This window comes from Comamonas sp. GB3 AK4-5, from assembly GCF_041320665.1.
GTDB lineage: Bacteria > Pseudomonadota > Gammaproteobacteria > Burkholderiales > Burkholderiaceae_C > Comamonas.
On the sequence record NZ_CP166730.1, the window covers coordinates 144446 to 159206 of the forward strand.

Here is a 14761-nt window from a genome sequence, read left to right on the forward strand (position 1 = left end):
GGGAAGGCGCCGTAGGCGACTCAGGGGGGGTCAAGCTCGTTCTGCTTGCATCCCCGCCGCGCGCAGCGCCTCCAGCACCTGCTCCACATGCTGGGGGTTGCGGGTCTGCAGCACAAAGTCGATTTCCACATTCTGGGCGGCCAGCAGCGTGAAGGCACGCTGGTGGTGCACCTCCTCGATGTTCGCGCCGGCAGCGGCCACGGTGGCGGTGATCTGGGCCAGCACGCCGGGCACGTCGCGGGCGCTGACGCGTATGCGTGCCAAGCGGCCGGAGCGCACCATGCCGCGCTCGATGATGGCGGCCAGCAGCAGCGGGTCGATGTTGCCGCCGGACAGGATCAGGCCCACTTTCTGGCCCAGGAACTTGTCGCGGTGGCGGATCAGCGCTGCCAGGCCCGCAGCGCCCGCGCCCTCCACCAGGGTTTTTTCAATCTCCAGCAGCATCAGCACGGCCTGCTCCACATCGCCCTCGTCCACCAGCAGCAGCTCGTCCACCTGCTGGCGCACGACTTCGCGGGTGATGAGCCCTGCCGTGGCCACGGCAATGCCCTCGGCAATCGTGGACTGGCCCATGGGCAGCTCCGTGCCCTGCACGGCGTTGAGCATGGACGGAAAGCGCTGCGTCTGCACGCCCACCACGCGTATGCCGGGTTTGAGGGCCTTGGCTGCGGTGGCCACGCCGGCAATCAAGCCGCCGCCGCCCACGGCCACTACCAGGGTCTCCAGATCGGGTTGTGCGGCCAGCATTTCCATGGCCACCGTGCCCTGGCCGGCGGCCACGGCCTCGTCGTCAAACGGGTGCACAAAGGTGAGGTTGTGTGCCTCGGCCAGTTGGTAGGCATGCTGGCGGGCTTCTTCCAGCGTGTCACCGTGCAGCAGCACCTCGGCGCCAAAGCCGCGGGTGCGCTCCACCTTCACCCCGGGCGTGAAGCGCGGCATCACGATCACGGCGCGCAGGCCCATGCGCTGCGCGTGATAGGCCACACCCTGGGCGTGGTTGCCGGCGCTCATGGCAATCACGCCGCGTGCTTTTTCCTCGCTGCTTAACAGCTGCAGGCGGTTGCTGGCGCCGCGCTCCTTGAACGAGGCGGTGAACTGCAGGTTCTCGAACTTGAGAAACACCTGGGCGCCCACGATGTGCGAGAGCGTCTGCGATTCGACGCAAGGGGTTTGCAGCACCTGGTCACGCAGGCGGGTGGAGGCAGCTTGGATGTCGGCGTAGGTCAGCATGGTGCGGCCATTGTGGCGCAGGCCGGCCGGGCATGGAGGCCGGCCTGAATGTGGCTTTTGCTGCCAAGGGGGCGGGCGGCAGGCTTGTTATCTAAAATAGGAATCATTATCAAAAACTTGTTGGGCAGGGCATGGCTTCTCTCTTGGCTTGCCGCCCGCCGCGCTGGATGGGGCTGGGCACTTTGCGCGCATGCGACTTTGGCGCGCCGGACCTCAGTTTTCTCGATGCCGAGGTCCAGGCGCAACAGGTGTTGATGGCAGGCCATGTGCAGGCCCTGCAACTGCAGCGCGGTCTGTGGTTGCATGGGGTGGAGGCCAGCGATTTGTGTACGCTGCGCTCCAGCGTACCGGCCGAACCCGGCCTGCATCTGGTGGTGCTGCTGGAAGGACGGGTGGACGTGGCCTTTGGCGGGCAGCGCCTGCAGATGCAGGTCGACCCGCTGGCAGGGCCCCAGACCGGGGCCTGCGGAGCCGTGGTGCACTCACGTCCCGGCGATGCCTTTGTGCGCCGCTGGCAGCGTGGCAAATACGAGCGCAAGCTCAGCCTGAGCGTGGAGCCCTGCTGGCTGGAGGCCCAGACCCTGGATGGGGCCGCCCTGCCATTGCTGCGCCACTGGCGTCAACACCAGCAGTTGGTCATCCGCCCATGGCAGCCTTCGGTGCGTGCCGTGGCCGTGGCCGAGCAAATCATCCAGCTGGCACGTGAAGGCAAGGCGCCGGTGCTGCTGCTCAGCCGTGCGCTGGAGCTGGTGCATGAGGCCTTGCAGTCGCTGGTGGAAAGCGGTCAGGCCCTGAAAGCACAGAGCGCCCCGCCAGTGCTGGGCCTGCGCGAGCACCAGCGCCTGATGCGGCTCAAGGCGGTGTTGGACAGCGAGACCGAGTGCTTTCGGCCCCTGGCCGATATTGCGCGGGACATCGGCCTTAGCCCCAGCGCGCTGCAACGCCAGTTTCGCCAGGTGTTTGGCAGCAGCATGGACGAGTACCGCCGCGATCAGCGCCTGGAACGCGCCTGGGCCCAGCTGGAGCAGACCGGGCGCAGCGTGTCCGAGGTTGCCCATGCGGCCGGCTATACCAGCGCGGCCAATTTCTCCACGGCCTTCAAACGGCGCTATGGCATATCGCCGAAGTGGGTGCGGGGGAAAATTTAACCCCCTGAGGCGCTTTGCGCCTTCCCCCAAGGGGGGGGACGGCATCTTCGCTGCGGGGCGGCCCTTGCTGGATGCCTCTGAGATGGGCTCTGCCAGTTTGGAATGCTGCGAGCTATGGATTGGCTCTTTGCCCTGTTGAGGCTATCCCGGTGGGCACTGCCTTTGTGGAAAAGACAGCATCCACGTTGCAGGGAGGCGGCCCTTGCTCGCTGTCCCAGGCTGGGGGCGTGCGGGTTTAGACGCCGTGGAGATGGTGGCAGGTGATGAGGGCGTGGAGAGTTGAGTGGGCGCGGCATGTCTGCTCGATGGAGCAGAGGGTGTGCTTGCTTGGACTTTGCTGAAAACGCAAATGAAAATCGTTTTCGATTGTGGCGCAAACATCTGCGCGGCTGGCGCAAACCACGGGGTGGGAGGGCGGTGCTGGAATCGACGGCTGTCATGCCGGGCCGTTGGGGTCCGGCGCATCCATGGCCCGGAGTGGGGTCATGCAACAGCGCGTGGAACAGCTATGCAAACAAAGAAAAAAACGGCGGCGGCAGCTGCCTGGGGCCTGAAGGTAGGGGTGATGACCTTGGCGAGTGCCGCGACAGCGGCCTGGGGTCAGCAGGCGTCGTCGGAGGCGGATGCCCAGCTGGAGGCCGTGGTGGTCACGGCCAGCGGGGTTCAGCAGCGCATCAAGGATGCGCCGGCCTCGATCAGCGTGCTCACCCAGGAAGACCTGCAAAAGGGCAATTACCAGTCGGTGGCCGATGCTGTGCGCCATGTGGAAGGCGTGGCCGTGGTCGGGGACGGACCCAACACCACGGACATCATGATCCGCGGCCTGCCCGGCGAATACACGCTGATTCTCATCGACGGCCAGCGCCAGAACACGCGCGAGACCATGAACCGTGGCACCACGGGCGTGCAGGCCAATCTGCTGCCGCCGCTGTCGGCCATCGAGCGCATCGAGGTGGTGCGCGGCCCCATGTCCTCGCTCTATGGTGCCGATGCCATGGGTGGTGTGATCAACATCATCACCAAGAAAGTGCCGGCACGCTGGAGCGGCAGCGTGGCCGGCTCCATGACCCTGCAGGGCGACCATGACTATGGCAACACGCGCGGCGGCGAGTTCTGGCTGGGTGGCCCCATTCAAAGCGATGTGCTGGGCCTGCAGGTCTGGGGCAAGACCGAAAACCGCAGCGAGGCCGGCAACCATTACCCGGCGGCCGACAGCGCCTTTGGCCGCGACAACCGCAGCCTGGGCGCCAAGCTCACGGCGCGGCCCGACAGCCGCCAGGAAATCGTGTTCGACGTGGGTACCGAAGACACCACCACCGAAACCACACCGGGCCGCTCCATCCTGCCCAGCCAGGACTGGAGCAAGACGCGCCACACGCGCGAGCATTACGGCATCACCCACAACGGGCGCTGGAGCTTTGGTCAGAGCAAGCTGGCGCTGTACCGCGAAGTGGGCAAGAACGAGAGCTGGCCCCAGGCCCAGAACTACAGCCAGCGTGAAGTGACCAACACCACCTTGGACGGCAATCTGACCCTGCCCGTGGCCAACCACCTGCTGCGCCTGGGCGGCCAGTACCAGCGCGTGGCCCTGGATGGCATTCGCAACGAGGCCACGGTGGGCGGCTACCCGGTCAACGTCAACAGCGTCTCCCTGAACAACTATGCATTGTTCCTGGAAGACGACTGGCTGCTGACCGAACGCCTGACCCTCACCGGTGGCGTGCGCATGGATGATGACGAGCGCCATGGCCGTCACTGGTCGCCGCGCCTGTATGGCGTCTACCACGCCAGCGATGCGCTCACGCTGCGCGGCGGCGTGACCACGGGCTTCAAGGCCCCTTCCATACGCCAGAGCACGGCCGGCTATTGCATGAGCACAGGTGGGAACTCGGGCTTTCGCGGCCCGCTGTGCGGCAACCCCGACCTCAAGCCCGAAACCAGCACCACCCAGGAGCTGGGCTTGGGCTATGAATGGGCGCCGGCCAGCCGCTTCACGGCCACGCTGTTCAACACCAACTTCAAGAACAAGGTCGTGAGCTTTGACACCGGCAAGCCCGACCCCATGAACCCTACTTCCGCCAACCACCTCTATGTCTACGACAACGTGGACAAGGTGCGTATACGCGGTCTGGAAATGGGCCTGCAGCTGCCGCTGGCCAAGGCCTTGAGCCTGAATGCCAACTACACCTACACCCAGTCGCGCCGCAAGGGTGGCACGGAGACGGCGTTTGACGGTTCCTCACTGGATGGCAAGCCGCTGGAGAAAACGCCCAAGCACATGCTCAACGCCCAGCTGGACTGGCAGACCACGGAGCGTTTGAACAGCTTTGCGCGCCTGAACTTCATGGGCAAGGCCTCTTATGCCGCCTTCCGCAACGGCGCGCGCGGCGTGCGCGAGCGCGGCAGCTCGGCCACGCTGGACTTGGGCGGCAGCTACCAGCTGGTCAAGGATGTGTCGCTGCGCTTTGCCCTGCTCAATCTGACCGACCGCAAGGTGCCGGTGGATCTGCGTGAACGCAACACCGGCCTGAGCGGCAACTGGATGGCGGATGAAGGTCGACGCCTGTGGGTGGGCGTCAACGCCAGCTTCTGAGAGTGTGAACACGCTCTAAGTTCATCCCAAGTTATGGAGAAAGAATGGAAACGACATGGCTGAAAGCCCAGACCTCGGTGCTGCAGGAAAGCGCCGGGCAGGCCCTGGCGCTGATCGTCGAGCATATGCAGGAGCATGACCTGGCCGTGCGCCAGGAGGGCGAGCTCTGGCTGGTGGACTACGGGCAGGGCCAAGGCATTCTGTGGCACGAAGCGGACGGTGTGCATGCGATTGCCAAGGCCCCCAGCATGGAGGGTCTGCAGGACATGAAGCTCATGCTGGCCCACCTGATCCTGGAGGCCACGGGGGGCGCCGATAACTCCCTGGCATGGGAGGGCGATGGTGCGGCCCTGCAACGCCCGCCGGCCTTCAGGCTGCTCACGGTGCTGCAGGTGCGGGACCTGACCCCGCATATGCGGCGCGTGCGCTTTGGCTGTGACGACCTGGCGCGCTATGCCCAGGACGCCAACATCCACTGCAAGCTGCTGTTTCCCCAGCAGGGCGAGCAGGCCCCCGAATGGCCCACGCTGTCGGCCAGCGGCATGCTCAAGCTGCCCCAGGGCGACAAGCGCCTGGACATGCGCACCTACACCATACGGGCCATTGATGGCGCTGCGGGCTGGCTGGAGGTGGACTTTGTGCTGCACGCGGATGCCGGCCCGGGATCGGCATGGGCCACCAATGCCCAGCCCGGGCAGTTGGTGGGCATGAGCGGCCCTGGCGGGCGCACGGCCACGCCTGCCGACTGGATGCTGCTGGCTGCCGACGACACCGGTCTGCCCGCCATGCTGCGTGTGGCCGCCAGCCTGCCGGCCCATGTCTGCGGCCATGTCTTCGCGGAAGTCCACGACGGGCGCGACGAGCAAGTCGTTGCAGCCCCTGCGGGCCTGCAATGGCACTGGCTGCACCGCGGCCAGGCCAGGGCCGGCTCGCTGCTGCTGCCCGCTCTGCGCAGCGTAACTTGGCCTGCCCAGGGCGAAGGTCACAGCCGCTTTGTCTGGGCCGCAGGCGAGTTCGAGGCCGCCCAGTCCATACGCCAATGGGCGCGCGATGCATGCGGCCTGGCCAAGAACGAGCAACTGGTCGTGGCGTACTGGCGCCAGGGGATGAGCGAGGCGGAGTTCAAGCGCGCTGCCTGAGGCGCTTTGTGCCGCCTCCTGGAAAGGGGGCGGCATTCTCACAGCGGGCAGCCCTTGCTGTATGCGATCCCCGCGCCGTAGCGCTGGGATCGCAGCTGCGCTTCAGAAGTGGTATTTCAGGGTCAGCATGGCTTTGCGTGGTGCGCCGTAGTAAATCTGGGAGCCGGCAAAGTCGTAGTAGTGCTTGTCGAACAGGTTGCTGACATTGAGCTGGCCGCTGAGCTGGGGCGTGAAGGCATAGCCCAGCATCAGGTCGGCCTGCACCACCGACCCCTGATCACGCCGTGCCTGAATGCCTGTGGAGGTGGTGGATGTGGCATAGGTGCCACCGCGCCATTGCAGGCCGGCACCGATGGTCAGCTGGTTCCACGCGCCTGGAAGGCGGTAGGAGGTGAACACATGGGCCAGGTTGCGCGGCCGCTGGGGCTGCAGGCGTGCGCCGGCAGCGTCCTGCGCCAGGGTGCGTGCAAAACCGGTCGAGATCTGCCAGCCCTTGGCCAGCTCGCCTGACAGCTCGGCCTCGAAGCCCTTGCTGCGCACCCCTTTTTCGCCGCGGTAGGCCTGGTTGGCCGTACCGCTGACCAGGGCGTTGTCATCCAGCACGGCCACGTTGTCCTGGTTGATGCGGAACACGGCGAACGATGCGTTGAGGCGGCCATCCAGGTAGGCGGCCTTGATGCCTGCCTCGTAGCTCTTGCCTATCACCGGGTCCAGGTAGGCGCCGCGGGTGTCCTGGTAGTTCTGGGGCTGGAAGATGTCGGTGTAGCTGGCATAGACCGAATAGGTGGGATCCAGGTCATAGATCACGCCGGCATAGGGTGTGAACACGTCGTGCTGGCGCGTGGCCGTCAGGCTCTTCGCTTCCCAGCGGGTCTGCCGGCCGCCGACGATCAGCTTCAGTGCATCGGTCACGGACAGGCGCGCGGCGCCATACAGAGCATTCTGGCGGGTGCGGTCGTTGCCCAGCGCACGGAAGTCGCCCCATACGGGCTCGGGGTAGGAGCCGTCCCAGTCGAAGATGCTGCCCAAGGCTGCGGTCGTGGAGGCAAAGTTGCCATAGGTGTAGCGCGACTGGCTGCTGGCCAGCCCCACTACGGCCTCGTGGCGGCGGCCCAGCAGATCAAACGGCCCCGTGGCCTGCACATTGCCGCTGTTCTGGTTGAACTCCTGACGGGAGTAGTTGACGTAGGGGGTCACGCCCACGCCGGTGACGCGGTCGGGCTGGCCCAACAGATAGAAGAGCTTGGACTGGTAATCGCTTTCCAGCCGGCTGATATTGGCATTGAGGGACCAGCCGTTGTCAAAGCGGTGCTCCAAGCCGGCATACACGGTGTCGTTGGTGGTGTTCCAGAAGGTCCAGTCGGCACCGATGCTGAAGGACCGGTGCCAGTGGCTGGCCGTGCCGTCCGTATAGACCATGGGCAGCCCGCCCCAGGTCACGCTGCGGGGGCGTTTGGTCTGGTGCTCCCAGCCGATGCGCACGGTAGTGGCAGGAGTCAGGTCGGCCTCCACGGTGGCCAGCAGCGCCTGGTTTCGGCTGTGATAGCGGTCAAGGTGCGAATCACGCTCCTCGGCCATGGCCGCGATCCGGGCCCGGACACGCCCGTCCTCGGTCAACGGGGTCGACAGGTCTACGGCGCCGCGGTGGTGGTTCCATGAACCGATGCCCAGCGACGCCGAGCCGGTGAACTCCTTGCTGCTGGCGCGTTTGCGCACCAGGTTGACCGAGGCACCCGGACTGCCTGCACCGGTCATCAGCCCCGTCGCGCCACGCACGACTTCCAGGCGGTCGTACAGCGTGGGATCGAACATGGAGGTGCCGAAGAAGTCGTTGCTCGCCATGGTCGGCATACCGTCGTATTGGTAGGTATCGATATAGAAGCCGCGCGCATTGAGGTCGGTCCGGTCGCTGTCGGAGCTCACGGTGCTGATGCCCGTGATGTGCTTGACCGCTTCACCCAGCGTGATGAGGTTCTGGTCGTCCATTTGCTGGCGGGTGAGCACGCTGACCGACTGTGGTGTCTCGCGCAGCGACAGAGTCAACCCCGTGGCCGCTGCAGTGCTGCGCGTGGTGTAGCTGCCCGTGCCTTCGGTGGTGGTGCTGCGTGTGGCTTCGGCGGTTACCTGCACCTCGGCCAGGGTGGCTGCTGCGGCGCCCGCTGCAGACGTGGGGCGCACGGTGGCAAGGCGGCGTAGCGCATAGCTGCCGCTGGCATCGGGCTGGGCCTCCAGCTCGGTGCCGGCCAGCAGGGCTGCCAGTGCCTGCGGCACGGTGTAGTGGCCATTCAGTCCCTGGGTGCGCTCGCCTGCGGTGAGTGCGGGCGAGAAGGTGATCAACACCCCGGATTCACGCCCCAGCCGGTTGAGTGCACCCGCCAGCGGGCCTGCGGGAATGGCGTAGCTGCGGGCTTCGGCAACCGATGTGGTCGGGGCCGGCTGTGCCTGTGCAGTGCAGGCATACAGGGCCAGGCTGGCGCACAGCAGCTGCGCAGCAAAGGCGGTGCTGCGTGCGGCAGCTCCGGTGGTGAAAAAGTGGCGGCTCATGCGGTGGTTCCCTCGGCGTGTCGTGGCCTCAATGGCGTTGCGGGTGGCGCACCGCGCAGATCGCAGCGGTGTGTCTGTTTGGCTTGACACGCAGGGCGGCGCAAATGGCCGGGCTTTTTGTCGATTGACAGGGAAAAGGTCTGTGGCGCTCATGGATAAAGCACCGATAGCTATGAATTTGAAAGCGTTGGATCGGACTCAGTCGCGCCGCACCACCGTCACCCACCAGCGGGTACGGGTGTGGATGTCCACCGGCAACGAGCGTGTGAGCGCGGCCAGCACGCGGTCGGTATCAGCCAGGGGGTAGGAGCCGGAAACGCGCAGCTGCGCCGCATCGGGCGCGCAGCGCAGCACGCCGCTGCGGTGGCGGGACAGCTCGGCCAGAAACTCGGCCAGGGGCATGTCGTCGGCCACCAGCATGCCCTCGCTCCAGGCGGCGCCGGTTTCCTGCAGGGGCTGGGCCTGGCCCACCTCCTGGGCCGTGAAATGGCTTTGTTCACCAGCCTCCAGCCGCAGGCCGCGTTGCGGGTGCTGGGCGGGCCGTAGCTCCACCGCGCCCTGGAGCACGGCCACGGCCGTGCGGCCCTCCTGCTGGTGCACGGTAAAACGCGTGCCTATGGCGCGCACCAGGCCTTCTGCCGTGCGCACGTGCAAGGGGCGGGGTGCGCCGGTGGCCGCATCCGGCTGGTGGTCAGGGGCACTTTGCACCAGGATCTCGCCTGCGCGCAGCACGATCAGGCGCTCCGTGGCCGTGTAGTGCACATCCATGGCGCTGGCGGTGTTGAGCAGCACCCGCGTGCCATCGGCCAGCACGGCCTCGCGCCGCTGCCCGGTGGCCGTGGACCAGTCGGCGGCCAGCTGCTGCCAGGCTTGTTGGCCCAGGCCGCTGTGCTGTGCAGCCAGCAGGCCGCCGGCACCGGCAGACAGCAGCACGGCCAGGCGCACGGCATGGCGGCGGCCCATGCTGGGGGCTGCCAGCGTCTGCAGCGCCACCGGCGTGGGCAGGTCGCGCAGCTGGGCATCCACTTCGGCAATGCGCTGCCAGGCGCGGGCGTGCAGCGGATCGGCCGCCAGCCAGGCTTGCCACTGCTGGCGAGTACGTTGGGCTGCAGGTCCAGTTGCTGCCTCTCCCAGCTCCAGCAGCCAGTGCACCGCCGCACGTGCCACGGTGGGCGGGATAGGCGCCGTACTTGCCGGTGCGCCGGCATTCGCAGCATCCACAGTGCTTGCATCGAACATGGTGGTGCTTTATTCCATGCCGAAGAAGCATTGCTCGGCTGCCGCTGCCAAATGCCGGCGCACCGAGGTACGCGAGATGCCCAGCTGCGCCGCGATCTGCTCTTGCGTCATCTCTTCCAACCGCCACAGCAAAAAAGCCTTGCGCGCCACCACGGGCAGGCCGTCCAGCAGGCGGTCTATGGCCACCAGGGTCTCCAACACCATCAGGCGCACATCGGGAGGTGGGGCCACGGGCTCGGGCTGCAGGGCCAGCGCATCCAGATAGGCGCGTTCGATCTGGCGGCGGCGCAGATGGTTGGCCAGCAGGCGCTGTGCAATCGTGGTGAGGTAGGCGCGGGGCTCGGCCAGTTGGTCCAGCGCCGGCCCGCGCGCGGTCAGCAGTCGCAAAAAAGTGTTTTGCGCCAGATCGGCCGCATCCCAGGCGCAACCGATCTTGCGGCGCAGCCTGGCCACCAGCCAGCTGTGGTGCTGCAGATACAGGGCCTGGGTGGCTTGGGCGTGGGCAGAAGAGGGGGCGGACATGGTGTGGTTGCAAATGCGAACGAATCGCATTCTATATGTCATGTACCCCCGGGGGGCTAGAAGTCGTAGCGGGCGCTGACGTTCAGGCTGCGTGGTGCGCCCCAGGTGTAGAACAGGCCCTGGGCATTGAAGTTGGTCACGCCGGAGAAATAGCGCTTGTCGAAGGCGTTGTTCACATTGGCGGCCACGCTCCAGTGGCGATCGATCTGGTAGCGGGCCATCAGGTCCAGCAGCCAGTAGGCATCCTGGCGCAAAGTGGCCGTGCCCCGGCTGGCGGAGATGGCGCTTTGCCAGCGCGTGGCGGCGCCCACGGTCAGGCCTTGCAGGGCCGAGTCCCGGAACTGGTAGGTGGTGCCCAGCTTGAACTGGTATTTGGGTGTGGTGCTGGCGGTGTTCAGCGTGCTGCTGTTCATCACCACGCCGCCCTGGGCTTGCCAGCCGCGAGCCAGCTCGCCCGACAGCTCCAGCTCCCAGCCGCGCCGGGAGGCTCCGCTGACCGCGCGCGAAATGGTTTCGCCATTGGGTGTCTGGCCCACGGTTTCGGCCGTGTTGTCGGTCTTCATCCAGAAGTAGGCTGCGCTGGCGTTCAGGCGCTTGTCAAAGAACTCGCCCTTGGCGCCCAGCTCGTAGGTTTTGCCTTCTTCCGGCGGCAGGCTGCGTTCGTTGGCGTCCTTGGCGCTTTGGGCCTGGAAGATGCTGGCGTAGCTGGCATAGAGCGATATATCGCGGGCCACATCCACCACCACACCCGCATAAGGTGTGACCACACCGCGCTCGCGCAGCTTGTAGTTGTACCAGCTGACATCGGAGACGTCTTTCTGGTCGTAGTTGGTGGCGCGCGCGCCGACGATGAGCTTGAGCGGATCGGCCAGGTTGAAGCGGCCTGCGGCATAGACGTAGTTGCGCTTGCGGCTGAACAGATCGTTGGAGTAGTTCAGGCCGTCCATATCGGGCCTGGCCAGCATGCCGCCGCCTTGTGCATAGTCCAGGCCGAGGGCACCCAGCGTGGTGTTGCCGCCATCGCCACGCAGCAGCTTGATGCGGCTCTTGGAGGCGCCGGCACCCAGCAGCAGGTCATGCTCGCGGCCGAACAGCGTGAACGGCCCTTGCACATCCAGCTGCAGGCTTTGGTTGCGCGTGGTGTTGTCCTGATAACGGCCATAGTTCACCAAGCCGGGGATGGCGTTGTTCATATAGCCCAGCAACTGGTCGGGCACCTCGATTTCTTCATGCACCAGCTGCAGCTTGGCTTTCCAGCCTCGGCCAAAGTTGTGTTCCACGCGGGAGAACAGATTGATGCCTTTTTGGTCGTAGCCGGCCCAGCGTGCGCCGTTGTTGTAGGAGCGCGGCATCCAGCCCACGAAGGCACCGGAGCCGGAATAGGCCTGTATGGGCGTGGTGGCACTGGAGCCGCGCAGCGTGCGCTCGCGGTAGGTGAGGCCTGCGCTGACCAGGGTGTCGGGTGTCAGCTCGTACTCCAGCGTGCCATACAGCAATCTGCCGCTGGAGCGCTCGAAGTCGCGGAAGTTGTGAGCACGTTTTTCTGACACCACCAGGCGCCCGCGCAGACTGCCTTCGGCATTCAGCGGGCCGGCAATGTCGGCATCGGCGCGGTAGCTGTCCCAGCTGCCGGTGCTGGCTTCCACATGGGCCTGGAAATCCTTGGTGGGGCGCTTGCGGATCAGGTTGATGGTGGCGCCATAGTTGCCGTCGCCATTCATGAGGCCCGAAGAGCCCTTGAGCACCTCGACACGGTCGATGTCAGCCAGGTCGTCCGCGCTGTAGAGCGTGTGGGTGTTGAAACCCCAGCCACTGGAGAGTTGGCGCGAGCCGTCCACCTGCAGGTTGGCGGTGGTGCCGCGCACGTTGAAGGTGGCCCATTGGCTCTGGCGGCTCACCGTCAGGCCCGGGGTCTGCTCCATCACCTCGGTCAAGGTCTGCAGCTTGAAGTCTTCCATGCGCTGGCGGGTGAACACCGTGACGGACTGTGGTGTCTCGCGCAGCGTCAGTGCCAGGCCGGTGGCTGCAGCGCTGGGGCCGGCGGCGGTGTAGCGGCCCGTGCCTTCGGTGCTGCCGTCGCTGCGTTCAGCCTGGGCCTGCACTGTCACTTCCTGCAAGGCGGGCGAGGTGGACGATGGGGAGGCAGAGCGCACGGCGGGCGCGGTCTGCAGCATGTAGCCGCCGCCGGATGCCGCCACGGCCCGCAGGCCGGTGCCGGCCAACAACTGGGCAAAGCCTTGCTCTACGTTGAACTTACCTTGCAGGCCGCTGGTGCGTAGCGCCTGGGTTTGTTCCGGCGTGAAGGACAGCGACACACCGGATTGGCCGGCAAAGGCCGACAGGGCCGGGCCCAGCGGGCCAGGGGCGATATGGTAGCTGCGTGCCGTGGCCGCTGCGGGCTGCTGGGCCCGGGCAGATGGGGTGTAGCTGCTGGCGCCGGCCGCCAAGGCCAGCAGGCAGGCCAGGGAGGCCTGGGCTATGGGATGCAATGCGGGGGAGGCGGAGGTGGAAGATGCAGTCATGCGGTGGTCAGGGCAGTCGGTGAAAAAGCGGCCTGTGAACCAGGCCATCCCTCTCTTGCCGAACCAGGGACGGGCAAAGTGCCAGATGGCTCAAAAAATATGGCGCAAAAATAAATCAGCGCTGGCGCAGCGACACCGGCCTCATGCCTGCAAGGGGCCAACCATGACCCACCAGCGCGTGCGCTGGATCAGCGCGACCGGTAAGGTGGCGGCCAGCATGCGCAGCACCTGGTCGGTATCGGCCAGCTGGTAGGCGCCCGAGATGCGCAGCCCGGCCACTTCAGGGGCGCAGCGCAGCGCGCCGGGGCGGTAGCGTGCCAGCTCGGCCAGGAAGTCGTCCAGCCGCATGCCGTCGGCATAGAGCACGCCCTGGGCCCAACCGGGCTCGCCGGCCGCCAGACTGGCCTCGTCGGGGCTGGGCTGCAGCGGGCCGAATGTGCTGGCCGTGAAGCGCAGGCCCTGGCCCGCAGACACGATCTGCGGTGGCGCCGAGCCTGCGGCTGGCGTGACCTCGACGCGGTGCTCCAGCACCTGCAGCGCGGTGCTGGCGCTGCCGTCTTTCGCCGCACCGTGCAGGCGCACGGTAAACCGGGTGCCCAGGGCGCGCAGCTGGCCCTGGGGTGTGACGACCAGAAACGGCCGCTGCAGCGGGTCGGGCGCGGTCTGCACCAGAATTTCGCCGCGGTGCAGGCGCACTAGGCGTTGCCTGGGGCTCCAGTCCAGGTCGACGGCACTGGCGGTGTTGAGTGCAAGTCGGCTGCCATCGGGCAGATCCAGATGGCGGCGTTCGCCCGTGGCTGTGGCGTAGTCGGCGGCCCAGCTTTGCCAGGGGGCGTGCCGCCATCCCATCCAGGCCGTGGGTGCGACCACGCCCAACACGGCCAGGGTTTGGAACAGGGCGCGGCGCTGCACGACGGGAGTTTTGCGCGTCAGCACGGGCACGCCCAGTGCGGGTGGCACAGTGCCAAATTGGTGTGCCAGGCGCTCGGCTTTTTGCCAGGCCTGTTCATGGGCGGGGTGGGCCGCACGCCAGCGGGCACAGGCCGCATGGTCTTGTGCAGTTACGGGGCCTGCGTGCAGACGCACCAGCCACTGCGCGGCCTGGCGAATGACGGCGGGGTCCAGTGTGGGGCTGTGCATGTTCAATCCATCAGCGTCAGACACAGCTCGAAACCCTGGGCCATATAGCGTTTGACGGTGCGTTCGCTCACGTTCAGTTGAGTGGCAATCTGTGCATAGCCCAGGCCTTGCAGCTGCGAGAGCACAAAGGCCTCTCTGGCCTTGGGCGCCAGGCGGCCCAGCATATCGTCGAGCTGCTGCAGGGTTTCCCGCAGGGACTGGGTCTCTTCGGGGCTGGGCACCATGTCCTCGGGCAGGGCGGCCAGCGTGTCCAGCCAGACCTGCTCGAGAGAACGGCGGCGCCAGTGGTCATGCAGCAGACCCCGGGCGATGGTGGTGAGGTAGGCGCGTGGCTCGCGCAGATCGGGCACGACCTCGGGCCTTTGCAGCACGCGCACAAAGGTGTCGTGTGCCAGGTCGGCCGCGCCATGGGGGCAGTTCAGGCGGCGGCGCAGCAGCCCCAGCAACCAGCCGTGGTGGGCGGTGTACAAGACCTGTACCGGATCGGCCGAGGTCTGGCTGCGAGGAGGGGAGCCGGCGGGCATGGAATACAAATGACTGCGAATGAGAACTTTTCTCATTCTATATGCAGTATTTCATTTCTGCACATCGGGTCGTGGCTTGCTCTTGAAGCAGGAGCATTCATCGCTGATGTAGAAAGCCAAAGCGGTCAGTTTGACCCTGCTGCGCAACTGCAGTTGGCGG

Annotated in this window: 10 protein-coding genes; 3 read left to right on the plus strand and 7 right to left on the minus strand. The window is 66.3% G+C overall.

Going from position 1 to position 14761, the window contains the following annotated elements; translation table 11 throughout:
* Positions 1 to 30: 30 nt before the first annotated feature.
* Positions 31 to 1230 (minus strand): threonine ammonia-lyase, encoded by a 1200-nt coding sequence (locus ACA027_RS00620; RefSeq protein ID WP_370680483.1) that lies wholly within the window; start codon positions 1228 to 1230, stop codon positions 31 to 33.
* 131 nt (positions 1231 to 1361) lie between these two features.
* Here ACA027_RS00620 and ACA027_RS00625 point away from each other — a divergent pair, with 131 nt between their 5' ends.
* The 3 genes from ACA027_RS00625 (at position 1362) to ACA027_RS00635 (ending at position 6110) form a co-directional block, all read left to right on the plus strand.
* Complete coding sequence (locus tag ACA027_RS00625; RefSeq protein WP_370680484.1) at positions 1362 to 2378, plus strand: helix-turn-helix domain-containing protein; 1017 nt, start codon at positions 1362 to 1364, stop codon at positions 2376 to 2378.
* Positions 2379 to 2943: 565 nt separating this feature from the next.
* Positions 2944 to 4971, plus strand: coding sequence for a TonB-dependent receptor domain-containing protein (locus ACA027_RS00630; RefSeq protein ID WP_370680485.1), 2028 nt, complete (start codon positions 2944 to 2946; stop codon positions 4969 to 4971).
* Positions 4972 to 5015: 44 nt separating this feature from the next.
* Positions 5016 to 6110 (plus strand): siderophore-interacting protein, encoded by a 1095-nt coding sequence (locus ACA027_RS00635; RefSeq protein ID WP_370680486.1) that lies wholly within the window; start codon positions 5016 to 5018, stop codon positions 6108 to 6110.
* Between the two features lie 102 nt (positions 6111 to 6212).
* Here the strand turns inward: ACA027_RS00635 and ACA027_RS00640 are convergent, their stop codons facing one another.
* The 6 genes from ACA027_RS00640 to ACA027_RS00665 all read right to left on the minus strand — a co-directional run bounded on the left by ACA027_RS00640 (position 6213) and on the right by ACA027_RS00665 (position 14601).
* Complete coding sequence (locus ACA027_RS00640) at positions 6213 to 8654, minus strand: TonB-dependent siderophore receptor (RefSeq protein ID WP_370680487.1); 2442 nt, start codon at positions 8652 to 8654, stop codon at positions 6213 to 6215.
* A gap of 198 nt (positions 8655 to 8852) precedes the next feature.
* Entirely contained in the window at positions 8853 to 9893 is a 1041-nt protein-coding gene (locus ACA027_RS00645) for a FecR domain-containing protein (RefSeq protein WP_370680488.1), read from the minus strand.
* A 9-nt stretch (positions 9894 to 9902) separates the two neighbouring features.
* Positions 9903 to 10415, minus strand: a complete 513-nt coding sequence (locus ACA027_RS00650) for a sigma-70 family RNA polymerase sigma factor (protein WP_370680489.1) — start codon at positions 10413 to 10415, stop codon at positions 9903 to 9905.
* A gap of 56 nt (positions 10416 to 10471) precedes the next feature.
* Positions 10472 to 12937, minus strand: coding sequence for a TonB-dependent siderophore receptor (locus tag ACA027_RS00655; protein ID WP_370680490.1), 2466 nt, complete (start codon positions 12935 to 12937; stop codon positions 10472 to 10474).
* A gap of 141 nt (positions 12938 to 13078) precedes the next feature.
* Complete coding sequence (locus ACA027_RS00660) at positions 13079 to 14077, minus strand: FecR domain-containing protein (protein ID WP_370680491.1); 999 nt, start codon at positions 14075 to 14077, stop codon at positions 13079 to 13081.
* A 2-nt stretch (positions 14078 to 14079) separates the two neighbouring features.
* Positions 14080 to 14601 carry a sigma-70 family RNA polymerase sigma factor gene (locus ACA027_RS00665; RefSeq protein ID WP_370682665.1) on the minus strand — a complete coding sequence of 174 codons (522 nt, stop codon included), beginning with the start codon at positions 14599 to 14601 and terminating at the stop codon, positions 14080 to 14082.
* Positions 14602 to 14761 lie beyond the last annotated feature (160 nt).

Excerpts from the sequence above, each read along its gene's own strand:
- ACA027_RS00650 (WP_370680489.1), bottom strand. The coding sequence starts at position 10,415 with ATGTCCGCCCCCTCTTCTGCCCACGCCCAAGCCACCCAGGCCCTGTAT.
- ACA027_RS00655 (WP_370680490.1), bottom strand. The coding sequence starts at position 12,937 with ATGACTGCATCTTCCACCTCCGCCTCCCCCGCATTGCATCCCATAGCC.
- ACA027_RS00635 (WP_370680486.1), top strand. The coding sequence starts at position 5,016 with ATGGAAACGACATGGCTGAAAGCCCAGACCTCGGTGCTGCAGGAAAGC.
- ACA027_RS00620 (WP_370680483.1), bottom strand. The coding sequence starts at position 1,230 with ATGCTGACCTACGCCGACATCCAAGCTGCCTCCACCCGCCTGCGTGAC.
- ACA027_RS00660 (WP_370680491.1), bottom strand. The coding sequence starts at position 14,077 with ATGCACAGCCCCACACTGGACCCCGCCGTCATTCGCCAGGCCGCGCAG.
- ACA027_RS00665 (WP_370682665.1), bottom strand. The coding sequence starts at position 14,601 with ATGCCCGCCGGCTCCCCTCCTCGCAGCCAGACCTCGGCCGATCCGGTA.
- ACA027_RS00630 (WP_370680485.1), top strand. The coding sequence starts at position 2,944 with ATGACCTTGGCGAGTGCCGCGACAGCGGCCTGGGGTCAGCAGGCGTCG.
- ACA027_RS00625 (WP_370680484.1), top strand. The coding sequence starts at position 1,362 with ATGGCTTCTCTCTTGGCTTGCCGCCCGCCGCGCTGGATGGGGCTGGGC.
- ACA027_RS00645 (WP_370680488.1), bottom strand. The coding sequence starts at position 9,893 with ATGTTCGATGCAAGCACTGTGGATGCTGCGAATGCCGGCGCACCGGCA.
- ACA027_RS00640 (WP_370680487.1), bottom strand. The coding sequence starts at position 8,654 with ATGAGCCGCCACTTTTTCACCACCGGAGCTGCCGCACGCAGCACCGCC.